The organism is Streptomyces sp. NPDC048389, from assembly GCF_040706335.1.
Classification (GTDB): Bacteria; Actinomycetota; Actinomycetes; order Streptomycetales; family Streptomycetaceae; genus Streptomyces.
Map to the genome: position 1 here is coordinate 169921 of NZ_JBEZKP010000003.1, position 23122 is coordinate 193042.

Consider the following 23122-nt stretch of genomic DNA (forward strand, 5'->3'; position numbering starts at 1 on the left):
GCGGGCACGGACGCCGGCCCGGCCGCCCGCCTGCCGGACGCCCTTGAGCTTCCGGACCTTGCCGGCTCCGTGGCGGGGAGCGGAAATCAGTTCCGAGGGTCCTGTTTCGATGCGTCCTTGAAGCGTCCCAGAGCCTTGGTCAAGAGAGTGCGTGGGGAGCCCGTGGATGCGGCGGCGGTGCCTGACGATGGCGGCCGCGGCAGGCTGTCCGATCCGGTGACCTCGGCCAGTGCGGCCTGGGCGAGTTCGGCCGCCTCCCGGTACAGGTCACGGGACCTGGTCATGGCCTCGAGCGCCTCGGCGTACCTGGCGACGAGCTCCCTGGCGTGGGTCAACTCCTCTTCCACGGTGAGCAGATGCCAGTGGTGGCACAGGTCGTCCAGGACCCGTTCCGCTTCGGCGGTCAGGGCCCGGGGCAGGTCGGCGAAGGCCGTGACCTTCTCGACGAGTTCCGTCGGCTCCGAGCCGTCCAGGAAGACGCTGCGGACGGCGAATTGTTCCGCGTCGTACCCGGGGCCCGCCGGTACCGTGGGCAGCACCACGGCGCCGCCCCGGGGCACCCGCACGTGCAGGTCCTTCATCGCCCAGTTGACGATCTGGAACTGTTCCGGCGCTGCCCGGTGCTCCACCACTCGATGACGCAGGCTCGGCGGAAGAAAGTGTGCCAGGGGCCGGCGGCCGCGCGCGTCGGGGGTCATCGCCTCGTGGACGACGACGTGAACGTTCCAGCTGACGCGGGTGCAGTCCTTGAGGAGGCGGCGCATCTCCTTGTCGTCGCTCGGCAGCCGGTTGGTGGTCCGCAGGCGGAGACCCGCGACGGGGTCGTGGTCCCAGGCGGTGCGGTCGTCGTCCGGCCAGAACATGGTGGCGGGGGAGGGCCACCGCTGGTCCCACATCCGTTCCGCCTTCGCGGCCAGTGTCCATGCGGCCGCCTCGCCGTCACCCGGTCGGCCCTGGAGGTCGTAACACCTCAGCTGGGCACGTACGGTGACGTCGCCGTGGACGCGCCAGCGGGCCTCGAAGAGCCGGCGTGCGGAGAAATCGGGTACGGGTGCGTGCTCCCGGGCGGTAGGTGCGGCGGCGGGGCCGCCGTCGGCCGCGAAGGTGTCGGAAGGGTCGAGGTCGAGGAAGTCGTCGATGACCCCGGCGGCCTTGAGGGCGATGAGGTTGCGCCGGACGTCCTGCTCGGGGGAGGGCCCGAGGTGGCGCCCGTGCCCCAGCCACGTCGTGCCGGGGGCGGTGGTCAAGGAGGTACTGGTCTTTGGCATGGAGTCGTTCTCTGGGGCGGTCGCGGGCCGCTCCAGTATGGCCGGACGTGCGGCAGAGGATGCGCCGAGGGGGACGCCGCCCGAGCCCCGAGAGCCCTGGAGCCCCGAGAGGCTCGAGAGCCCCGAGACGTCCGAGGTCGGCTCGGCCGGACTCGCGGAGACGGCTACGGCCCGGGTGCCCCGTCCGCTTCCTGTCGTAACCGGTGCGCCGGTGGGCGATACCGGACGGCGGTTCGCAGGTGAAGGCGCGGACGCGGTACCGGGCAGGCTTCGCGTCCGGCCGTTCCCGCTCCGGACACGGGCGGCAGGGGGCCGGGGCGGCCTGTCGCCGGAGGGTCAGGGTCGCATCCGGCGGTCGTCGCGGAAGCCCTCGATCGGGGCACGCGGCGGTTTTCCATGGTGAAGAGGTGGCGGGCGGTGTAGCGTCAGTGTCAGCTGTCATGGTTCCGAAGTACCGGTCGCCCGTGAGCGCGAGTTCACGGGCGTTTCGCTGTTCAAAGCCTCTGAGGACCAGGGCGATCACCTCCGGGTCCCGCACCGTGCGGGAACCGATATTCCAGTCCCCTTGGAGGACAAAATGGCCAGTGGAACAGTCAAGTGGTTCAACTCGGAAAAGGGCTTCGGCTTCATCGAGCAGGACGGCGGCGGCCCGGACGTCTTCGCCCACTACTCGAACATCGCCAGCTCCGGCTTCCGTGAGCTTCAGGAAGGCCAGAAGGTGAACTTCGAGGTCGTCCAGGGCCAGAAGGGCCCGCAGGCGGAGAACATCACCCCCGCCTGAGCCGTCCTGGTCCGACGCCCGCCCCGGTCTGCCGGGGCGGGCGTCGCCGTGTCTGAGTGCGCAGCGGGGTGAAGCGTGCGCCGACACGCTTCCCGGCGGTGGAGCGGATCGGCGGCGTCATGCCTAATGGCACGAATGCCTCACCCTGTTCACTTCCGGCCCGCGACCGACGCTGCGCTGATGGTCGGTCGTGCTCTGCCCGGCGTTCTGCTCGTCCTGGCGGCGGTTCTGGACGTGGCGACGCCGGACACCGAGCACTACGAGCACTTCCTGTTCGCCGTGCCCGCCCTCGCGGCGGTCACCTGGGGCGTGTTCAGCACTCTGGGGTTCGGCCTGCTCGCCGTGGCGCTGTTCGTGGTGCTGGCCACCCGCCGCGAGGCGCTGGCCTCCGGCGACACCGGGCTCAGCTTCCTGGCGCTGGCGGTCGTGGTGGCCGCGGCGGTGTGGGCGAGCCGGGCCCGCATCCGGCGGGAGCAGGAACTGAGGGACGTCGCCGAGCTGGCCGATGTCACCCAGCGGGCGGTCCAGCGGCCGCTGCCCTCCCGGCTCGGACCTGTGGACCTGCACCTGCTGTACGAGGCGTCGGCGCACGGCGCCCACGTGGGCGGCGACTTCTGCAAGGCCCTGCCGGTCGGTGGCGGGGTGCGCCTCATCCTGGGCGACGTACAGGGCAAGGGGCTCGGTGCGGTGGAGGCGGCCTCGATGCTGCTGGGTTCCTTCCGCGAGTCCGCGTACGCGGAGCCCGGTCTGCCCGAGATCGCGCGCCGCCTGGAACTCAGCATGCGCCGGTACGCGCAGCGGGCCCCCGAGGCGGAAGGGGCCGACCGCTTCGCGACGGTGATCCTGGCGGAGATCCCCGACGACGCCCCGGTGATCCGGCTGCTCAGCCTCGGCCACCCGCCACCACTGATCCAGCACGACAGCACGGTCCGGACCGTCGACTTCCCCACACCCTCGATCCCCGTCAACCTGCCGGTGCTCCTGGAGCAGGAGTACGACGTACGGGAACTCCCCTTCGAGTCCGGAGACCGGATGCTGCTGTTCACCGACGGGGTGAGCGAGACACGTGACCGGAAGGGGGACTTCTACCCGCTGGAGGAACGCTTCCGCCAGTGGGCGGGTCGCCCCGCCGACGAGATCGTCTCCCTTCTGAAGCAAGACCTCCTGCACTTCGGCTTCCACGGCATCGAGGACGACACCGCGGCCCTCCTCGTCGTCCGCCACTGACCGACGACGGCCGGTCCCCGCCCGGCTCCTCGCCATCCGGCAGCGGCGGCACCGGCGGCGCGAGCACCGATTACCGGTGCCCTCCTCGTCTCCGGCAGGATGGGGCCCATGACCGAGATCCGCACTCCTCGCCTCCTGCTCCGCCGCTGGCACGACGACGACCTCGCGCCCATGGCGGACATCAACGCGGACCCCCAGGTCATGCGCTGGGTCGACGACGCCTCTGTGCACGACCTGGAGCGCACGGCCGAGGAGATCGAGCGGTGGGAGGAGGAGTGGGACGAGGAGGGCTTCGGTCTCTTCGCCGTCGAACTGCTGGCCTCCGGCGAACTGGCCGGTTTCACCGGGCTGTCCGTTCCCGAATTCCTGCCGGAGGTGATGCCGGCCGTGGCGATCAGCTGGCGGTTCGGATCGCACTTCTGGGGCCAGGGGTACGCGTCCGAAGCCGCCCACGCGACACTGGAGTTCGCGCTCCAGGACCGTGGGCTCGACCGGATCGTCAGCATCAGCCGCGCGGGGGACGATGCGTCCGAGAACGTCATCCGCAAGCTCGGCCTGGTGCCGGAGCGGGAGACGGCACACCCGGTGTACGGCTTCCCACTGCGCGTCCACAGCATCGACCTCACCGAATTCCAGGCGTAAGGACTGAGGAGAGCCACCGGAAACCGACGCCGCCCCGCGTCACCAGTGCCCCTCCCGGCAAGTTCCGCCCTGTCGCGTCGGCGAACACTGCCGGTCGCGCTGCCAGCGGGCCGCTCGCGCCCGTCAGGCGACCGGGGCGGGCACGGCCGTCTCGCGTCGTCATCGCGTTCGCCCTGCTCATCGCGCTCGGCCGGTCACCGCCGGCGCCGCGGGGCACCTGTTCGACACCCAGCGCGCCCGCTTCGGTAAAGTTCCGGTAAAGTACCGGCACAGCGCGCGATGATGTCGCCGGACAGTTGTCGGAGTGAGTACGGAGACACCGGATGACGCTGCAGCAGCTGTACCTGGTGCTGCTGATCGGCGGCACGGTGCTGCTCGCCAGCATTGCCGCTGCCCGGACCGCCCATCGGCTCGGGCTGCCCAGCCTGCTGCTGTTCCTCGCGGTCGGTGTGATCGTCGGTGAGGACGTGCTCGGCCTGGAGTTCGACGATGCCCAGCTCGCCCAGTCCCTCGGCACCGCCGGCCTGGCCGTCATCCTGGTCGAAGGCGGTCTGACCACCCAGTGGTCGGACGTGCGGCGCCTGCTGGCGCCGGCCGGGGTGCTCGCCACCGCAGGCGTGGCCATCTCGGTCGCCGTCACCGCCGCCGGAGCGCACCTGCTGCTGGGCATGGACTGGCATCTGGCCCTGCTGCTCGGAGCGATCGTTTCCTCCACCGACGCCGCGGCGGTCTTCGCCGTCCTGCGGGCACTGCCGCTCCCGCAAAAGGTCACCGGCCTGCTGGAAGCCGAATCGGGCTTCAACGATGCCCCCACCATCATCCTGGTCCTGGTCTTCTCCACGGCCGCGGCCGAACTGCCCGATCCCGTGCACATCATGGGAAACGTCGTCTACCAGCTGGCCGTCGGCGCGACTCTCGGACTGCTCATCGGCCGTGTGGGTGTTGCCGCGCTGCGGCACATCGCGCTGCCCGCCACGGGGCTGTACCCGCTGGCCACCGTGGGTTTCGGCATCATCGCCTTCGCCGCCGGCGGCGCCGCGAACGCCAGCGGCATCATCGCCGCCTACCTGTCCGGACTCGTTCTCGGGAACTCGAAGCTGCCGCACCGCGCCGCCACTCGGTCCTTCGCCGAAGGAGCAGGCTGGCTGGCCCAGATCGGTCTGTTCGTCATGCTCGGCCTGCTCGTCACACCCAGCGAACTGCCCTCCGCGATCCTCCCCGCCATCGGCGTGGGCCTCGTCCTGCTGCTGATCGCCCGCCCCGTATCCGTCGTCGCATGCCTGCTCCCGTTCCGCACCCCCTGGCGGGAGAAGGCGTTCATCTCATGGGCCGGGCTGCGCGGTGCCGTGCCGATCGTGCTCGCCACGTTCCCCATCGTCGCCGGAGTGGACGGAGCCCCGGATCTTCTCAACATCGTGTTCGTCCTGGTCGTCATCTTCACCATGGTCCAAGGGCCGAGTCTGCCCGCTGCCGCCCGCCTGCTCGGCCTGAGCAGGCTGGGCGCGCTGCGCGATGTGCAGGTGGAGAGCGCACCGCTGGACGTCATGGACGCCGACCTGCTCACGGCCACCATCCCGCAGGGTTCACGGCTCCACGGCGTCGCCATCTTCGAACTGCGGTTGCCGCCACCGGCCGTCGTGACCCTGATCGTCCGAGACGGCACCAATATCGTTCCCCGCCACGACACCGTTCTCCACGCAGGTGACGAACTCCTGCTGATCACCACGCCGGACACCCGGAACGCCGCTGAACGGCGACTGCGTGCGATCGGCCGGCGTGGCAAACTCGCCCGCTGGCTCGGCGAACAGGGAGACATCGAACCCGCCGACCGCAGTGGCAGCCCCTGAATGGAGAGCGGCAGGCCGGTGTGCAGGGCCCGGGCCAAGCCGGCCTCGGTGCAGCGATTCTCCGCCGGCTTGGGAGTTGACCTCCTCTCGCCCACTTCGCGGACGCGGGGGGTGTGATGCGCCACGGTCGCCGTCGTCCCGACCGGCGGCCGTGGGCGTAGGCGGCACCGGCCGCCGTATGCGGCGCCGAGGTGTCCGGAGCGGGCCGGCCGCGGCAGGCCGCAGCCGTCAAGCCTGTTCCGCCGACAGCCTCACACGGGCCCGTATCCCCGCACCCGGGCGGGGGCACGGGCCCGCCCCGCCGCCCGGTCGCATACGAGGACAGGCGATTCTGCGACGGAGGCCGCGCCCGGCATCTGGATCAGTGCGGGATTGACCGCCCGTCAGACGGGGTACCGGTCGGCCCTGCCTCACTGCGCAGACCGGGAAGGAGAATCAATGGCTGACCGGCACGGTGATCCGGCCGGCCCTGCGGAGAGGGATGCCCGGCCTTGGCCGCAAAGAGGGTGCCGCCTGCTGGGTTTCGCCGGAACGCCACCCCACCCGAGCGGACCCTGACGTGAACGGGTTCACTGCCGCGCTCGCCCTGCTCGGGTTCGTGCTGCTCGCCCTGGGCGCCGTCCACGGCACGGCCTTGCTCGTACGGGTGACGTCCGACCCCTTGACCGCTGAGCCGTTCTGTTCGGGCCTCGAACCGACCGAGCACGCGGTGAGCCGGTTCCATGTGCGCTGGTATCCGGTGACGATGCTCTTTCTCGCGTTCGACATGGAGATGGTCTTCATGTACCCGTGGACGCGGGTCGTCTCCGCCATGGGACCGAGCGCCGTGGTCGAGATGTTCGTCTTCCTCGCAGTGCTGGTGGCCGGGGTCGTCTACGCCTGGCGGGAAGGCGCGCTGCGATGGACCTGACGGCCCTGCTGCTGCGTGCGGCGTCCGCACGCCCACGCGTGCTGCTCGCGACGATGCCCGCCGACGGCACGCGGGTACGGCTGGCCGCCGAGCGGGAGCTGTCCGTACGGGACCTTCCCGTCGCGCTCACCCCTGCCGACGCCGACCTGCTCCTCATCGCGGGGGCCCGCTGCCCCGCGCTGGAGCAGGCCGTCGACCGGCTGTGGCAGGACATGCCCGCGCCACGCGCCCGGGTGCGAGCGGAGCGGGCCGGGGAAGTGGCCCGGGCCCTCGCGGCCGGTTGCGAGCAGCTCGCCGACGCAGCGGGCCAACGTGCCGGCCTGCACGACGCTTCCGGGAACGGCCATGACGATCACGCGGCCCGCTCCCACGGCGCGGCGGACGGCAGCGACGACGAGCACCGGATGCCGGACGGGCTGCCGATGGCCGAGCAGGGGCCGGACCGTGACGGCCTGGCCCTCGACCGGCTGCATGTTCCACTCGGCCCGCTCCTGGGCGACTGGCCTTCGGGCCTGACACTCCGTCTGACCCTGCAGGGAGATGTCGTACAAGAGGCAACGGTGGAGGCGGCGAGGCCGCTGCGCACCGCACCCGCCACGTCGTTCTGGTCGGAGCCGTGGGGCCGTGCGATGGCGGGTGAACAGGTCGAAGCGGGCGAGGCCGCTCGACGCCGGGCCGCTTCCCACCTGGACAGCCTGGGCCGGTTCCTCGCCGTCGCCGGATGGCCCGCGGCGGCCACCGCCGCTCGACGGGTGCGGGACGACCTCCTCGCCGGTGCGGCCGCGGACGCGGTGCGGCCGAGGGCGCACCGGTTGGCCGGGCGGGTCGGACGGTCGCGTGCGCTGTACTGGCTGACCAGGGGAATCGGCCACCTGACGGCTGCCGACGCGGCGGCCGCCGGGGTGGGCGGGCCTGCGGCGCGGGCGGACGGGGACGTGCCCGCCCGCTACCGGCTGTGGCTCGCCGAAGTACTGGACGACCTGGACCGGCTGGAGGACACCTCGCCGCTCGACCCCGGCCGCGACGAGGGCCCGCGGGGCCCGCTGGACGGGCCCCGCATCCCGTCGGCCGCTCTGGCGGAAATGTTGCCACGGCTGCTGGAAGGGGCGGAACTGGCGGCGGCCCGGCTGATCGTGGCGAGTCTCGACCCGGACCCGGAGGAACTGGTGGGCCGTTCGGCGGAGGTGGTCCGTGATTGAGGTCGTGCCGTGGTGGTCCCTGGTCGTCGCCCCCGCGCTGCTGCTGGTCCTCGCCCTGTGCGCCGTCGCCGGCGACGCCCTGCTCGCCGCCGGTGAGGCGGGACGTCCGGCGACGGTGTCCGCGGCCCTGCGCCCGCTGCTCGATGTGCCCCGGCTGCTGGTCGCCCAGCCCCGCCGGACGCGGGCCGCCGACGTCCTGCTGTGGCGGCTGGGCGTCCTCGTCGTCCCGGTGGCGGCCGTCCTTTCCGTACTGGTCGTTCCCTTCGGGCACCACGTGGTCGCCGACCTGGAGGTCGGCGTCGTGTGGTTCAACGCCATGGAGGTACTGACCTGGGGCGGTCTCTGGCTGGCGGGCTGGGGGCCGAACGCCGCGTTCGCCCTGGTCGGCGGCTACCGCTTCGTCGCGCAGGGACTGGCCTACGAGCTGCCGCTGATGTTCGCCCTCATCTCGGCCGCCACCGGGGCCCAGTCGTTGCGCCTCGGGGACATCGTCGCCGCCCAGCAGAGCATGTGGTTCGCCGTGTGGATGCCGATCGCGTTCGTCGTCTACCTGGCGAGCGTGCTGGCCTTCAGCTTTCTGGGGCCGTTCGACCACCCGGCCGGCCGGGACATCGCGGGCGGCGTCCTCGGTGAGACCTCCGGCGTCGGCCGGCTGCTGCTGCGGGCGGGCCGTTGGCTGCTGCTGGCCGCGGGGTCCGCCATGGCGGTGCCGCTGTTCCTGGGCGGCGGCGCCGGGCCGCTGCTGCCCGCATGGGCCTGGTCCCTGGTCAAGACGCTTGCCGTGCTCGGGCTGCTGGTGTGGGCGCGGCGGCGGGTGCCGACCGTGCGGGCCGACCGGTACGTGGAGTTCGCCTGGGTCGTCCTCATCCCGCTGACCATCCTGCAGGCGCTGGTTCCGGCGCTCGTCGTGCTGGACCGATAGGAGGTGACGGTGCCGACCGTCCTGTTCGCCGTACTGGCCGTACTCGCCCTGGTCAGTGCCCTTCTGGTGTTCCGCCTCGACTCGATGGCCCGGGTGACCTTCGCGCTGCTGGCCTCGCTGTGCTTCGCCGGGGGCGAGGTGATTCTGCTCGGACTGCCGTATCTCGGCGTGGTCGTCGTGCTGATGATGGTCATGGAGATGGTCGTCATGGCCGTGTTCATGATCGCGTACATGATGAACCCGGCGGGGCTGATGCCCATGTCGATGGTCCACAACAAACGCGGCTCCCTGGCCATCAGCATCGCGACCTTCCTGGCCCTGACCGCCGGGATCCTCCTCGTACCGTGGCCGCGCCGGGTGGGGAGGGCACCGTCGGACACCACCTTCCAGGTGGGTGCGTCACTGATGGGCCCTCAGATGCTGACGATGGTCGTCCTCGGCTTCGTCCTGCTCGCCACGATCGTGGCGGCAACCGTCCTGGCGACCGACCGGGGGCGCTACGACCGCTTCGGCGACGACCTCGACCAACGCCCGGCCAGGGACCCGGCGGGCGGAGGGGTGGGCCGGTGATCCTGGAACTGTTCCTCCTCCTGGCCGCCGGGCTGTTCTCGATCGGCCTCTACGGTGCGCTGTCCCAGCAGTCCATCGTCATGATCATGATGGGTATCGAGCTGATGATCGGCGCCGTCATCGTCGCCGCTGCCGCGCTCTGGCACTTCCTGGCACCTGCCGCGGCGAGCGGGCAGGTGATCGTCGTGGCCGCGGTGGTCGCGATGGCCGTGGAGATGGCCATGGGCTTCGCGGTCACGACGGCCATCTTCCGTGCCCGCCGGGTCGACATGACCGACATGGCCGAGGACCTCAAGGGATGACCGTGCTGCTGTGGCTGCTGGTGGCCCTCCCGCTGCTCACCGGGGGCGCGCTGGCCGTGGCCGGCCGAGCGGCCGACCGGTTGGCTCCCGCGGTCGGCGTGGCAGCCTCGCTGGCGACGCTCGGCCTGGCGATCGCGACGGGAGTCGGCCGGCCTGCCGTCCACGCGCCGCTGTTCGCGGGGATGGAGGCCGGGCTGCGGGTGGACGCCCTGTCCGCCGTGATGGTGATCACCGTCGCCGCGGTCACCACCGCCGTGCTCGTCTTCGCCGCCGGACAGCCGGACCGCTCCGCCGGCCAAGCCCGGTTCTTCGGGCTGATGCTGCTGTTCGCCGGGGCCATGCTGGTCACCGTCACCGCGACCACGCTGCCCCTGCTGCTCATGGCCTGGGAGATCATGGGCGCCACCAGCTGGGCGCTCATCGGCTTCCGGTGGCACGAGCCGCCCGGCGTACACGCGGCTGCCACCGCCTTCCTCACCACCCGCGCCGCCGACCTGGGCCTGTATCTGGCCGCGGGCGCGGCCGTGGCGGGCGGCGCCGGCTCACTGGAGCTGGACGCGCTGCGCACCGTCGACTCGCCGTGGCTCCACGTGGTGACCGCCGGTATGGTCCTGGCTGCGCTGGGCAAGTCCGCTCAACTGCCGTTCTCCTTCTGGCTCTCCCGGGCCATGGAAGGCCCCAGCCCGGTCTCGGCGCTGCTGCACTCGGCCGCCATGGTGGCGGCCGGCGCCTACCTGCTGCTGCGACTGCACCCGCTGCTGACCGCCACGGCCTGGGCAGGACCGCTCGTCGCCTGGACGGGAGCCGCCACCGCGGTGCTGCTCGGTGTCGTGGCGGTCGCGCAAACGGATCTCAAGCAGCTGCTCGCGGCCTCGACCTGCGCGCAGGTCGGGTTCATGGTGCTGGCCGCAGGAACGGCCGGGGTGGCGGCCGGCACCGCTCACCTGGTGGCGCACGCCGCGGTCAAGGCCGGGCTGTTCCTCGCTGCCGGCGCCTGGCTCACCGCCCTGGGAACCAAGCACCTTCCCGCACTGCGCGGCGCCGCCCACACCTACCCGCTCGTGGGCGCCTGCTTCACCGTCAGCGCCCTGGCACTGGCCGGGCTGCCGCCGCTGTCGCTGTGGGCGACCAAGGACGAGGTGCTGGCCGCGGCCTACGCACACAGCACAGCCCTGTACGCGGTGGGCCTGGCGGCTGCCGCCGTCTCGGCCCTCTACAGCGTCAAGGCGCTCTGGTACGTGCTGCGTCCGCTGCCGGGCGACGCCGCACCGCGCTACGGCCCGGAGCCCCCCGGCGACGCCGCGCCGGCCCATGATGCGGAGCCCCCCGGCGACGCCGCGCCCGCCCACGGCCCGGCCCGGCCCGGCACCCACAGGACCGGACGGGCGACGAACGCACCGCTGCTGGTGCTCGCCTTCGGCGCCGCGACGCTCGGCGTCCTGGCGCTGCCGGGCGTCGCCCGCGCGCTGCGCTCGACGCTGGGCACCCCCGGCGAACCCACTCCACGCCTCTGGGAACTCGTACTCTCCGCGGCCGTCGCCCTCGCCGCCGCGGGTCTTGTCTGGTGGCGCGGGCCACGCCCCGGCCCGGTCCCGGGCGCCGTACGGCGATGGGCGGCCGGCTGGCTGGGGCTGGAGGGGGCCGCACACCTCCTCGTCGTCCGCCCGGTCATGGCGCTGGCCCGGACGCTGGCCGCTTTCGACGACCGGATCGTCGACGGATCCGTCCGCAGGGCAGCTCGGGGCGGCACGGCACTCGCCCGGACGCTGGCCGCTTTCGACGACCGGATCGTCGACGGGGCGGTGCGGCAGGTCACGCGCGGCGGCCTCGCGACCTCCCGGCTGGCGCGCCGCGCGGATGACGAGGGAATCGACGCGCTGGTGAGCGCCGTCGCCGCCGGCGCGCGCCGGCTCGGCGGCCTTGCGCGCCGCCCGCAGACCGGGCTGCTGCACCAGTACTACGCCCAGGCCGCGTTGGGCTTCGCCGTGCTGGTCCTGATCCTGCTGTTGGTGAGGTAACCCATGCTGACCCTCGTCGTCTTCCTGCCGCTGCTGGTCTGCGTCGTGCTGTGGCTGTGGCCGCGTCCTCTGCCCGACCGGGTGTGCACGGCGGTGTGGACGGCGACCGCCGCGACCGACCTGGCTCTGGTCGTCGCCCTGTGGGCCGGCTTCGACACCGGCGGCGGCCTGCAGTACGAGCAGCGGACCTCGTGGATTCCCGGGGCCGGGGTGAGCTACCACGTCGGCGTGGACGGACTGTCCCTTCCCCTGCTGGCGCTGACGTGCCTGCTGTTCCTCGCGGTCGCCGTGTACTCGCTGCGGGAAACCCGCCGGGTGCGCAACTACGCGTGCCTCTTCCTGTTCCTGCAGTCGATGTCCCTGGGCCTGTTCGCCGCCCTCGACCTGATTCTGTTCTTCGTCTTCTTCGACCTGTCCATCGTCGGCATGTTCTTCGTCATCGCCGGGTGGGGCCGCGGCGAGCAGGGGCGCGCGGCGGCGCTCAAGTTCTTCCTCTATACCTTCATCGGATCACTCGCGCTGCTGCTCGGGTTCATCGGCCTGTTCCTGGCGGCCGACCCCCACACGTTCGACATGGTGGAACTGGCCGCGGGCGACCCGCTGGTCGGCCGCGGAACCTACGCCGGGCTGGTGCTGCTGGCGATCGGCATCGGACTGGCCGTCAAAACACCCACGGTGCCCTTTCACACCTGGCTGCCGCCCGCACACACCGAGGCCCCCGCCGCCGGGTCGGCGATCCTGGCGGGTGTGCTGCTGAAGATGGGGACGTACGGCTTCGTCCGCATCGCGATGCCCATTCTGCCGGGCAGTTGGCGCGACCACGCGTTGGTGTTCATCGTCGTCGGCGCTGTCTCCGCCGTCTACGGGGCCCTCGTCGCCCTGGGGCAGACCGACTTCAAACGCATGATCGCCTACACATCCGTCAACCACATGGGCTACGTCATCCTCGCGGTCGGTGCCGCCGGTGTGCTCGCCGACACCGACACGCAGGCCCGTGCCCTGGCAGTCACCGGCGCCGTCGTCCAGATGGTCAGCCACGGGCTGCTCACCGGTGCGCTGTTCCTGCTGTGCGGCGTGCTGCACGACCGCGGCGGCACCTACGTCATGGACGCCTACTCGGGGCTCGCCGGACCGTTCCCGCGATTCGCCGGCGTCACTGCCGTCGCCGCGTTCGCGAGCCTGGGCATCCCCGGTTTCTCCGGGTTCATCGCCGAATTCCAGATCTTCACCGGCAGCCTCGGCTCCCAGGCCACCGCCACCGCCGTCGCCGTGACCGGCATCCTGCTCACCGCGGCACTGTTCCTGCGGGCCCTGCGCAGCATGCTCCTCGGCCCCACGCGGCTGCCCGGCTCCATCCGCGCCGGCGGATTCGGCGACCTGACCACCACCGAAGCCGTCTCCATCGTTCCCCTGCTGGGTGTGGCCCTCGTCATCGGCGTCCTGCCACGCCTTCTGCTGGACGTGGTCGAGCCGGCCGGCCGCACCCTGGCCGAACTGGTCGCACGATGAACGACGACGTCGCCGCCCTGGTGCCCGAGACGGCCCTGCTCGCCGCCGCCGTCGTCGGCCTCCTCGCCGGTTCCTGGCTGCCCCGGCGCCGCCAGTGGACCGTCGCGGTCCTGGCCGCAGCGGCCTGCCTGACCGGCCTGGCCGCCACCGCCGTCACGATGGCCACCGACCGCGAACAGACGGTCTTCTCCGCCTCCTTCGCCGTCGACGCGGCCACCGGCGCCGGGCGCCTGATCGTGCTCGGCGCCCTGCTGCTGATCCTGACCACCTCTGTGGAGACGGTGCGCGGCCACAAGCGGGAGAGCGAGTACTACGTGCTCCTGCTGCTCTCCGCCGCGGGCACCCTCGCCATGATCGGTGCCAGTGACCTGCTGACGCTCTTCGCCGGCTACCTGCTCGCCAGTGTCCCCGCGTACGCGCTCGCGGGCTTCGCCAAGGACGCGCCCGCCACCGAAGCGGCGATGAAGTACTACCTGATGGGCGCCGTCCTCGGCACGACCATGCTCGCCGGCATCACGCTGCTGTACGGCGCGGGCCGCGCGACCGTCTACGGCGAGCTGCACCGGACGCTGGCCACGGCGCCGCACGCGGTGGTGGCCCTCGGCCTCGTCGCCGTCCTCGGCGGCCTGCTGTACAAGATCGGCACGGTGCCGGCGCACTTCTGGGTGCCCGATGTCACCGACGGCACCAGCGCCCCGGTAGCCGCCTACGTCACCACCCTGCCCAAGATCGGCGGACTCGTCGCCGTGTTCCGGCTCGTCCACCAGGCGCTGCCCGCACAGACCGTCGACTGGCCCCTGCTCGTCGCCGTGCTCGCCGCGGCCGGCATGACGCTGGGCAACCTCGCCGCGTTCTTCCAGACCTCCGTCAAACGGCTCCTGGCCTACTCCGCCATCAGCCAGGTCGGCTATCTGCTCATGGCCGTCGCCGTCGCCACCCGCAGCGACTTCGCCCAACAGGCGCTGCTGTTCTACCTGGCCGCCTACGCCCTGACCAACGTCGCCGTCTTCTCCGTGGTCACCGAACTGCCCCATGCCCGGACCCTGGACGACTACCGCGGCCTCGCCCGGCGCCGACCGGGTCTCGCCGCCGTCCTGGTCGTCTGCCTGCTCGGCTTCGTCGGAACCCCGCCCACCGGCGTCTTCCTCGGCAAACTCGAAGTCTTCACCGCCACCGTCGACGGCGGCTACACGTGGCTGGCCGCACTCGCCGTCGCCAACACCGTCGCCTCCCTCTTCTACTACCTGCGCTGGCTGGCCCCGCTCTTCCGCCCCGTCCCCGAAGACCTGCCCGCCCACACGCACGTCGTCCTCGGCCGCTGGTCCGCCACCGCCGCATACACCGCCGGTACCGCCTCCCTCGCCCTCGGCATCGCGGGCGGGGCGACCATCCCGCTCACCCTCGGCCCCCTCCTGCGCTGACGCCGCCGGGGACGATCCCGCGGCCCCGTCCCGGCCGAACGAGCCCCGCGCCGCTCACCGCGTGACGATGGTTGGTACGGGACGTGCCTGTCGCTCGGAGAGGCGGGACTGTGATGCGGTATGTGACGGTGACGGCCCTGAGCCACCCGGGGCTGGTACGCGATCACAACGAGGACAGTGTCGTGGTCGGACCCTGGACGCTGTGCGGCACCGTGACCGAGAACCCGCAGACGCTGATCTTCCCTCTCGGCACGCCGCTCGTCGTCGCGGTCGCCGACGGCATCGGCGGACAGCCGGGCGGCGAGGTGGCCAGTGCACTGGTCGTGCGGCATCTGGCGTCGTACGGCCCCTCGCTGGACAGTGAGGAAGCGGTCCGTGACGCGTTGAACGTCTGCAACCAGGCGGTGTACGCGGCGGCCGAACGCGATCCCGAGCTGATCACCATGGGAACCACGGTGGCGGGCGTCGTCGTCCTGGAGGAGTCGCTGCTGGTGTTCAACGTGGGCGACAGCAGAGTGCTCGACGCGGCCGGGGAGGGTCTGCGCCGGCTGAGCGTGGACGACAGCCCGCCGCTTTCGCCGGGGCAGCGCACCACGTCACTGGTCACACAGGCGCTCGGTGGCGGCCCCCGGTTCACCGGCATCGCCCCGCACATCACGAGGTCGCCGCTCTCCGAGGTCGATCGCTGTCTGGTGTGCACGGACGGCCTGACGGACCCCGTCCCGGAGAGCACCCTCCGCGAGCTGCTGCGGGCCCACGACGGCGGCAGAGCGGCCTACGAAATGTGGAAGTCCGCCATCGAGGCAGGCGCCCCCGACAACATCACCCTTGCGCTGATCGGCATCGGCGGCGGCACGTAGCCGGTCGGTGCCGGGCCGCCGCCTGGGCACGACAGCGCCGGTATCGGCGCGCCGTACTCGTGCAGACGGCCCCCGTCCGCGCGGGCGGACACCGTGAAACATCCGGCGCATCGCTTTAACCTGGGAAAATGGGCGGTGGCCCGGTCACGCTGTTTCTCTGCGGCGACGTCATGCTCGGCCGTGGTGTCGACCAGATACTGCCGCATCCCGGCGACCCGGCTCTGCGCGAGGACTGCATACGCGACGCCCGGGCCTACGTCGAGCTGGCGGAGGCGGCCAACGGCCCCATTCCACCCGCCGTCGACTTCTCCTGGCCATGGGGCGACGCGCTCGAGGTCCTGGACGCCGCCGCGCCCGCAGCGCGCGTCGTCAATCTGGAGACCAGCGTCACCCGGCATGAGACGTTCGCACCCGGCCGTCACGTCCACTACCGGATGAACCCCGCCAACCTCCCCTGCCTGGCCGCCTCCCGCCCCGACGTCTGCGTCCTGGCCAACAACCACGTCCTGGACTTCGGCCACCGCGGACTGGCCGAGACACTCGACGCCCTCGATGGCGCGGGTCTGCGGACGGCAGGGGCGGGGCGGAACGCCGACGCGGCGGCGCGTCCGGCGATCGTCCCTCTCGAGAGCGACCGCAGGATCCTGGTTCTCTCCTTCGGAATGACCTCCAGCGGTATCCCCGAGCGCTGGGCGGCGACGCGTCACCGGGGCGGCGTCCGGCTCGTGAGCGGCGCAACACAGGCGGCCGCGTACGAGACCGTCGGCCTGGTACGGCAGATGAAGCGGCCCGGTGACGTCGTGGTGGCCTCGATCCACTGGGGTTCCAACTGGGGTTACACCGTCCACCAGGACCAGATCCGCTTCGCTCATGCGCTGATCGACGGTGGCGTGGACGTCGTGCACGGTCACTCCTCGCACCACCCCCGGCCCCTGGAGACGTACCGGGGGAAGCTCATCATCTACGGATGCGGCGACTTCATCGACGACTACGAGGGCATCACCGGCTACGAGCAGTACCGGGACGATCTGCGGCCGCTGTACCTCGTCTCGCTGGAACCGGACACCGGCAGGCTCGCCGACATGCGCATCACCCCCTTGCAGGCCCGGCGGATGCGGCTGCGGCACGCCTCGCACGAGGACGCCCGGTGGCTGCGCACACTCCTCGACGGGATGGGTCACGGCTTGCGCCCGAGTGCCGACTCCCATCCGGAGGGCACGTTCGTCCTCCGGCCGTCGTGACTGCTCCGGCCCGACCGGAAAGGTGACACCACCACGAAGAGACCCCGGATCGTCCCGCCCGAGGAGTGGGAAGCGGCGCGCGATCGGACGCTCGTGAAGAAGGGTGCCCGGGCGGCGGGCCGGTAGTCGGGCACCGAGCATCACCACGGCACCGAGCATCACCACGAGCCTGCGCAGGTCGTCGAACTCGACGGGATGCGTCTCCTGCCGCGCGGTGAGCGCTCCAGGTGGTCGCCGTGCAACGTCCCGGCGAGGACACCCCCGACGCGCCGCGTACCGGCTTCCGGCCCCGTGGGCGCGTGTGCGCCTCCAGGGCTGCCGCCACTGCCTCACCCGCGCGGGCGCTCACGGCCGCGTCTACGCAGGATGACCACGAGATCGACGGCCGCGACGACCGTCAGAAGACCGCATCCACCGGCGAGCAGGCCCAGTTCCCAGCGGCTCGGCGAGTCGTCCGGACCGGCCCCGGCCGCCCACACCGCGAACAGCGCGGTCAGCGCGGCGAACAGCACCACACCTGCACAGGACAGAATCAGACGCAGCCCGAGAGCGCTACGAGCCGTGACGGGTTCCGTGCCGGTCCTTTCGTATCGCCGCCCGATCATCCCCGAACGGGAACGGGGGACGGGATCCCGGCGGCGGCGGGAAGACATCATGGCGCTGTTCCCTTCCTTTGGGCCGGCTCAATGCCGTGGCTCGGCCTCGTAGCGGGGACCGAGGCCGGAGATGCCGAATCAACCGAGTGCGGTGGCGAGGCGGTGGGTGGCGCCGAGGTCGTGCAGGAGCGGCGGCCCGGTCGTGGTCCATGACGTTCTCCTTGGTCGCTGCTCCTGAAGGCCAGGTCCCCGGAGTCCCGGGGTCCCCGGGACTCCGGGGTGGGCCCCGGAGCCGGCCTGGGCCCACCCCGGCGGGCACCGATCCGGTCGGCCGGCTCCAGGTCGAGGGACCGGCTTCGCCGGTCAGCCACGTGTGGCTGATCATCACGCCTCCACGGCGGAATGCGGCAGTGCCCTGTACCGGTACCCGCCGTTCCACAGGTGACACAGCGGGCGGACGGTGCGGTGCCGGCGCGCAGCTGCACTTCCGCACCGGAAGGGCCCGGCCAGTCGGTTCGGTCCGCGGCGCCGACCCGCGGCTCGAATCCGCGGCTCGGATCCGCAGTGCGGGCCCCGGGGGTACGGCATGAACGCGTCGAACGCGTCGAACGGGGCGGATGGGGTGGATAGGGTGGATGGGGCGGATGGGTTGAAGGCATCCCGGCTCAGGGCGCGGACCGCCGCCCGTGGCCCTGCGCCGACGGGGTGCCGGGGCGGCGGCCCAGTGTGGCGATCACCTCGTCGTCGGAGACCTGGGCGAAGTCCTCGTACCACTCTCCGACAGCCTGGAAGCTGCCCGGTTGGTGCAGGCACACGATGTCGTCGGCGTCCCGCCGCAGTGCTTCCACCGCATGCGGAGATCCGACCGGAACGGCGAGGATCAGCCGGAGCGGGTTTCCGGACCGCAGATGCCGCAGCGCGGCACGGGCGGTGACCCCGGTGGCGAGCCCGTCGTCGACCACGATCACGGTCCGGCCCTCGACCTCGGGTGGCGGACGTCCACCCCGGTACAGCTCCTCACGGCGGTGCAACTCCGCCCGTTCCCGGGTCACGTCACCCGTGAGATCGGACTCGGTCAGGCCGAGCATCCTGAGGGACCGCGGGTCGTACACCGGCGGATCGTCGCCGGCGATCGCTCCGATACCGGTCTCCGGACGGCCGGGGGCGCCGATCTTGCGGGCCACCAGCACGTCCAGCGGCACTTTGAGGGCATCGGCGACCTCAGCGGCGACGGGTACGCCGCCGCGCGGCAGCGCCAGGACGACCGTGTTCGTGAGGTCCCCGGCGGCTGCCCATCCGAGCAGTCTCGCGGCGAGTTCCTGGCCGGCGTGCCGGTGGTCGTGGAAGTACATGGCATTCCTCCGCACTGGTACTGCTGCGTCCCGGCCGGTGCTCGCACACCGGTCGGCCGGGTCTCCTCCCGTGTGCCTGCCGGGGCGGTGTGGAGCGGGGTGAGGGCACCGGTGCGGTCGAGGAACGTCGTAGGTCCGCACCGACCGGCTGTCGGTGGCCGAGACGCTCATGGCCGTCCTTCCTGTCCCGGCCGCAGCAACCACGGGCGACGGTGGCCTCCTTCGAGGCGCAGGTGTCGAAACGGTTTCTCGGCCACGGCCGTCGTTCACCTTCTCCCTCTGTCTCCGCAGGCCGGGTAGCCCTCGACACGTGCGCTATGCGTCCCGGACCGGAGCGCGGGACCGGGCGCCGGGCCCGGGCGCCGGATCGCCGGTCCCCGAGCGCCGAATCGCGGCGGGACCGCCGTTGCCCCGCCGCGCGGGGCCACCGTTGCGCCGCCGGGCGGGACCGCCGTTGCAGAGCTGTGCGGCGACGGCCCATGGGTGCGACGCTGGAATTCAGGGTGCTGACCATCAGGTCTGGGAGCGGTGCACGGTGAATGCCACACGGTCCGGGTCCCGGCTCGTTCTCGCCGGTGTCGACGAAGGCGCCGGCCAGGACGACGTGGTGCGATTCGCGGCCCGGCACGCCTCCCTGCGAGGTGCGCCGCTCCATCTTCTGCACGTCCTGCGGGGCCCGGCCCCCGTCGGGCCGCTGGAGATCCAGGCGGCTCAGCGGGCCTCGCTCGCGCGGCAGACGGCAACGATGGAGATGCTGGCGGCGCTGGTGCGATCGGAGTTCCCCGATCTGCCGGTCACTTCGGAAGCCGTGGAGGGCCACGCATCGGCCGTGCTGCTGGAACGCTCGGCGGAGGCCGGGTGGCTGGTGGTCGGACACCGGGGGAGCGGGGGCTTTCCTCGCCTGCCGCTGGGTTCGGTGAGCTGGCAGGTGGCCACGCATGCCCGATGCCCGGTCGTCGTGGTGCGCCCGGGGGAGACGGCTCACGCGTCGGAGAATCGTGTCGTGGTGGCGGTGGACGTGGGGGACATGCCGTCGGAGGTGCTGGGTCTCGCCGCCGCCGAGGCGGAAGTGCGCGGTGCCCGGCTGCACATGGTCCACGGCTCGTTCCACGTCGGTGAGGTGGCGGGCGGTCCGGCGGCGGTGGCTGCGCAGTTCGAGGGCCTTGATGACGCCGCACGCGCGGCGATGGAGGAAGAGGCGGCACGCCTTCGCAGCCGCTGCCCGCGGCTGGACGTCGACGTGCAGGTGGAACGGGCCCGCCCTGCCTCGGTCCTGACGGACGTGTCCCAGCGCGCGGCCCTGCTGGTGATGGGCTCCCACGGGCGGACGGGCCTTCGCCGCCTGATTCTCGGATCGGTCAGCGCCGAGGTTCTCCATACGGCCGCCTGCCCGGTCGCCGTCGTTCCGCGGAGCGCCTACTGAGCTTCCCGGGGCCGCCGGTCCACCTGCGCGAAGGGGGTGATCTGCCCGCCTGGGACGACTCCCGGTCCATGGCGGTCGAGGGCACCGTGCGTCGGCGTGTCTGCGCCGTCCCGGCGTCGGATGCCCTGACGATCTCCTGACGAGCGGCTGCAACCGGACAGGTCCTCCGCAGGGGCCGCAGCCGGGGCCGACGACGAATACCCTCCGGCCCGTATGCCCCGGCGCCGCCTTGAACCGAAGGAAGATCCGGCTGATCCAGGACAACGCGAGTCCGGCCCAGGGAGGAGGCAGCTGTGTCACCGCAGGGAAGCCGATCCGGAAGGCCGCTGTCCGTGGCGGTGCTCATGGAACTGGTCCGGACCCCTGCTTCCGGAGGGCAGGTCAAGTGCTGGGAGCGTTTCGCCGAGGCCGCGGCCGCGGCCGACCCCGCCGAACTGGGGATCGATCTGACGGTGTACGTCCTCGGTCGCCGGCACCACGTCGAAGCACTGTCCCCCAGAGGGCGCTTCGTCGCGCTGCATCCCGTGGCCAGCACGGCCCTGATGAGCCGGAAGGGCGGTGTCGACGTGTCCGACGTCGCACCCCACCATCCGGGGCTGGCCCGGCTGCTGCCGCACCACGACGTGTGGCACATGACCCATGTGCTCGCCTTCGGTGCCACCGCCGCCCGCCTCCGACGCCGCACGCGGCGACACGCCGGAGCAACGCACCCCGGAGTGACGCACCCCGGACTCGTCGCCTCCGTCCACACCGACGTTCCGGCACTGACCTATGCCCTCGTCCGGGAATCGGTGAACCGGCGTCTTGGGCGCCTCCCCGCACTGCGCTCCCTGGATCCCGCGGCGCTGTGCGAGAGTCTCGTGAACCGCCGCCGCGACCGCATCCTGACCGCCTGCGACAGGATCTTGGTCGCCACGCCCTCGCAGGTACCCGAAATGTCCGCCCTGGTCGGGGCCGACCGGGTCAGCCGACTGGGCAGAGGGGTGGACCTGGACCGTTTCCGTCCCGACCCGGCGGCCCGGGCAGCGCTGGCCTCCTATGGTGTCCCCGTGGACCGCACGCTCGTGCTCTTCGCCGGCCGGGTCGACGCCTCCAAGCGCGTGCTGCTCCTTGCCGAGGCGCTGCGGCGGCTCCGCGCCGAGGGCCGCCCGGTGCACCTCGTCATCGCCGGAACGGGGCCTGAAACCGTGCGCGTCTCCCGGCTCCTGGGTCCCGACGTGACGCTCGTGGGTGTCGTGCCCCAACAGGAGCTGGCGCGCCTGTTCGCCGGGTGCGACATCTTCGCCTTCCCGTCCCGATCGGAGACGATCGGCAACGTCGTCGGCGAAGCCATGGCCTGCGGGACCCCGGTGGTCCTGCCTCGCGGCACCAACACCAACCACTGGCTCGCACGGCCGTCGCAGGACGGGGTCCTCGTCGACGGCGACACACCGGTGGAGTGGGCCACGGCCCTCGAGACCCTGATCGACGACCCGGCCGCGCGCGCCGCGATGGGCCGGAACGCGACAGCCACCGTCCTGACCCGGCACCGCGGATGGGGCCGGGTGCTCATGGAGGACCTCCTGCCGGTGTGGCGCGGCGTCGCGGCCTCCGCCTCCGGCGGGTGACCCGTGCTCGTCGCCGTCCTTGCCGCACTCGCCGCCGGTGCCTGCTTCGCGGTCGCCGGTGTGCTCCAGCAACGTGCCGCCGTGCGCCTGCCCGACCACGACGCCCTGTCCTTCCGGCTCCTGCGGGCGCTGGCGCGTCGGCGCATGTGGCGGGCGGGAATCGCCCTGGCCGTCGCCGCCTATGGCTTCCAGGCCCTCGCCCTCGCCTTCGGCCCTCTCAGCCTCGTCCAGCCGCTGATCATCAGTGAGCTTCTGTTCGCCATCCCTCTATCCGCGCGGCTGCGCCGCAGAGCGCTGGGAGCGCGGGAATGGACCGGCACGCTCGCGGTGACGGCCGGCCTGTCCACCGCCCTCGCCTCCGCGCGCCCTCACGGTGGCGACCCGGTGGTCCCTCTCTCCTCCTGGCTGATCACTCTGGCATCGGTCGGCGCACTCGTGGCCCTGACGCTGGCCGTCTGCACCCGCGTCACCGGACCGGCGAGGGCCTCACTGCTCGGCCTTGCGGGGGGACTCGTCATGGGTGCCCAGTCCGTACTGCTCGACGCGACCGTCGACACCCTGGCGCACGACGTTCTCTCCGTCTTCTCCGCATGGCAGACGTACCTGCTCGTCGGCGCGAGCGTCGCGGGGCTGCTCCTGATCCAGAGCGCCTTCCAGGCCGGCCCCCTGGCCGCGAGCATGCCGGTCATCGACGCGACGGAACCCCTGGTCGCGGTCACCGTCGGTGTCGCCGTCTTCGGCGAGACGCTGCGCACCGGATGGCTGCCCACATCTCTGTCCGCTCTCGGTGTGGCCCTCCTGGTCTGCGGCATCGTCCTGCTGGACACGTCCCCGCTGCTCAAACGACTGGAGTTTCCGGAGCCCGCCCCTCCACCCCGCAGCTGACGGCACCGCCGAACCCGCCGACCGGCGCGCGTCCTTGCCCGGATGAGGCTTCCCCGGCAGTCCGCACAGTCTTCCGGGGCATCCCGCCCGCCGATCATCGCGCTCGGCCGGTCGTTTAGTGCTCCTGCGGCCGGTTACCCGGCGCTTGGACACGCGACCGGATCGTACGAACCGTAGGAGGAGAGAGAAGGTCATGGAACTGCCGGTACGACGTGAAGGCGATGCTGCGGAGCGGCGCCGCGGGTGGGACCCGTGCGGCGAGTTCGAGGACATGTGGAGCCGGATGGGACGGTTTCCGGAGCAGGCGGCGGCGCCGTCCGCGGTCGGCGGGGTACGGATGCTCCCGACCCTCCGCGTTCCGAAGACGGAGCAGGAGAAGCGCCGGAAGACCGAGGTCGGTGGCCGGCGGCGTATCACCGGTGAGACGACCCCACCGGGCCAGGGCGCCGACGCGTAAACCGCACAGCGGGGTCATGAGACGGGCCTGAGCCCGATGGCTTCGTGGAACCGGGACACGGCTGCAGCAAAGGGCCGGATTCGCG

At 72.0% G+C, this 23122-nt stretch carries 21 protein-coding genes; 18 read left to right on the forward strand and 3 right to left on the reverse strand.

Features of this window, described 5'->3' with window-relative positions; genetic code table 11:
* Nucleotides 1-86: 86 nt before the first annotated feature.
* Nucleotides 87-1268, reverse strand: a complete 1182-nt coding sequence (locus AB0903_RS03965) for a hypothetical protein (protein WP_366698702.1) — start codon at nucleotides 1266-1268, stop codon at nucleotides 87-89.
* Between the two features lie 577 nt (nucleotides 1269-1845).
* On the opposite strand from AB0903_RS03965, the gene AB0903_RS03970 reads away from it, so the two are divergent.
* The 14 genes from AB0903_RS03970 to AB0903_RS04035 all read left to right on the forward strand — a co-directional run bounded on the left by AB0903_RS03970 (nucleotide 1846) and on the right by AB0903_RS04035 (nucleotide 16717).
* On the forward strand, nucleotides 1846-2049 hold the full coding sequence (locus AB0903_RS03970) for a cold-shock protein (protein WP_366698704.1): 204 nt from the start codon (nucleotides 1846-1848) through the stop codon (nucleotides 2047-2049).
* Between the two features lie 180 nt (nucleotides 2050-2229).
* Nucleotides 2230-3276, forward strand: coding sequence for a PP2C family protein-serine/threonine phosphatase (locus AB0903_RS03975; RefSeq protein ID WP_366698706.1), 1047 nt, complete (start codon nucleotides 2230-2232; stop codon nucleotides 3274-3276).
* Nucleotides 3277-3384: 108 nt separating this feature from the next.
* Nucleotides 3385-3918 carry a GNAT family N-acetyltransferase gene (locus tag AB0903_RS03980; RefSeq protein ID WP_366698708.1) on the forward strand — a complete coding sequence of 178 codons (534 nt, stop codon included), beginning with the start codon at nucleotides 3385-3387 and terminating at the stop codon, nucleotides 3916-3918.
* A 323-nt stretch (nucleotides 3919-4241) separates the two neighbouring features.
* Nucleotides 4242-5765 carry a potassium/proton antiporter gene (locus tag AB0903_RS03985; RefSeq protein WP_366698710.1) on the forward strand — a complete coding sequence of 508 codons (1524 nt, stop codon included), beginning with the start codon at nucleotides 4242-4244 and terminating at the stop codon, nucleotides 5763-5765.
* A gap of 559 nt (nucleotides 5766-6324) precedes the next feature.
* Nucleotides 6325-6675: an NADH-quinone oxidoreductase subunit A gene (locus AB0903_RS03990; RefSeq protein WP_366698712.1), complete on the forward strand. Its 351-nt coding sequence runs from the start codon at nucleotides 6325-6327 to the stop codon at nucleotides 6673-6675.
* On the forward strand, nucleotides 6666-7874 hold the full coding sequence (locus AB0903_RS03995; RefSeq protein ID WP_366698713.1) for a hypothetical protein: 1209 nt from the start codon (nucleotides 6666-6668) through the stop codon (nucleotides 7872-7874). Before AB0903_RS03990 ends, AB0903_RS03995 begins: the two co-directional genes overlap by 10 nt.
* Nucleotides 7867-8796 carry a complex I subunit 1 family protein gene (locus AB0903_RS04000; RefSeq protein ID WP_366698715.1) on the forward strand — a complete coding sequence of 310 codons (930 nt, stop codon included), beginning with the start codon at nucleotides 7867-7869 and terminating at the stop codon, nucleotides 8794-8796. Before AB0903_RS03995 ends, AB0903_RS04000 begins: the two co-directional genes overlap by 8 nt.
* 9 nt (nucleotides 8797-8805) lie before the next feature.
* Entirely contained in the window at nucleotides 8806-9366 is a 561-nt protein-coding gene (locus AB0903_RS04005) for an NADH-quinone oxidoreductase subunit J (RefSeq protein ID WP_366698717.1), read from the forward strand.
* Nucleotides 9363-9668 carry an NADH-quinone oxidoreductase subunit K gene (locus tag AB0903_RS04010; RefSeq protein WP_366698719.1) on the forward strand — a complete coding sequence of 102 codons (306 nt, stop codon included), beginning with the start codon at nucleotides 9363-9365 and terminating at the stop codon, nucleotides 9666-9668. The genes AB0903_RS04005 and AB0903_RS04010 overlap by 4 nt, the downstream gene beginning before the upstream one ends.
* Complete coding sequence (locus AB0903_RS04015) at nucleotides 9665-11686, forward strand: proton-conducting transporter membrane subunit (protein WP_366698721.1); 2022 nt, start codon at nucleotides 9665-9667, stop codon at nucleotides 11684-11686. The genes AB0903_RS04010 and AB0903_RS04015 overlap by 4 nt, the downstream gene beginning before the upstream one ends.
* Nucleotides 11687-11689: 3 nt before the next feature.
* Nucleotides 11690-13195, forward strand: coding sequence for an NADH-quinone oxidoreductase subunit M (locus AB0903_RS04020; protein ID WP_366698723.1), 1506 nt, complete (start codon nucleotides 11690-11692; stop codon nucleotides 13193-13195).
* A complete protein-coding gene (locus tag AB0903_RS04025) occupies nucleotides 13192-14616 on the forward strand; it encodes an NADH-quinone oxidoreductase subunit N (protein WP_366698725.1) in 1425 nt (474 codons plus the stop codon). Before AB0903_RS04020 ends, AB0903_RS04025 begins: the two co-directional genes overlap by 4 nt.
* A 113-nt stretch (nucleotides 14617-14729) precedes the next feature.
* Nucleotides 14730-15476 (forward strand): PP2C family serine/threonine-protein phosphatase, encoded by a 747-nt coding sequence (locus AB0903_RS04030; protein WP_366698727.1) that lies wholly within the window; start codon nucleotides 14730-14732, stop codon nucleotides 15474-15476.
* Between the two features lie 128 nt (nucleotides 15477-15604).
* Complete coding sequence (locus AB0903_RS04035) at nucleotides 15605-16717, forward strand: CapA family protein (RefSeq protein WP_366698729.1); 1113 nt, start codon at nucleotides 15605-15607, stop codon at nucleotides 16715-16717.
* 329 nt (nucleotides 16718-17046) lie between these two features.
* Here the strand turns inward: AB0903_RS04035 and AB0903_RS04040 are convergent, their stop codons facing one another.
* Nucleotides 17047-17373: a DUF6343 family protein gene (locus tag AB0903_RS04040; RefSeq protein ID WP_366698731.1), complete on the reverse strand. Its 327-nt coding sequence runs from the start codon at nucleotides 17371-17373 to the stop codon at nucleotides 17047-17049.
* Between the two features lie 605 nt (nucleotides 17374-17978).
* The gene (locus tag AB0903_RS04045; protein ID WP_366698733.1) at nucleotides 17979-18665 is read right to left on the reverse strand and encodes a phosphoribosyltransferase; all 687 of its coding nucleotides are present in this window, start codon (nucleotides 18663-18665) and stop codon (nucleotides 17979-17981) included.
* 535 nt (nucleotides 18666-19200) lie between these two features.
* Here AB0903_RS04045 and AB0903_RS04050 point away from each other — a divergent pair.
* From AB0903_RS04050 to AB0903_RS04065, 4 genes are all read left to right on the forward strand, one after another.
* Entirely contained in the window at nucleotides 19201-20088 is an 888-nt protein-coding gene (locus tag AB0903_RS04050; protein ID WP_366698735.1) for a universal stress protein, read from the forward strand.
* Between the two features lie 293 nt (nucleotides 20089-20381).
* Nucleotides 20382-21695, forward strand: a complete 1314-nt coding sequence (locus tag AB0903_RS04055) for a glycosyltransferase (protein WP_366698737.1) — start codon at nucleotides 20382-20384, stop codon at nucleotides 21693-21695.
* A gap of 3 nt (nucleotides 21696-21698) precedes the next feature.
* A complete protein-coding gene (locus AB0903_RS04060; RefSeq protein WP_366698739.1) occupies nucleotides 21699-22580 on the forward strand; it encodes a DMT family transporter in 882 nt (293 codons plus the stop codon).
* 193 nt (nucleotides 22581-22773) lie between these two features.
* Nucleotides 22774-23037 carry a hypothetical protein gene (locus AB0903_RS04065; RefSeq protein WP_366698741.1) on the forward strand — a complete coding sequence of 88 codons (264 nt, stop codon included), beginning with the start codon at nucleotides 22774-22776 and terminating at the stop codon, nucleotides 23035-23037.
* The last annotated feature ends 85 nt before the right edge of the window (nucleotides 23038-23122 follow it).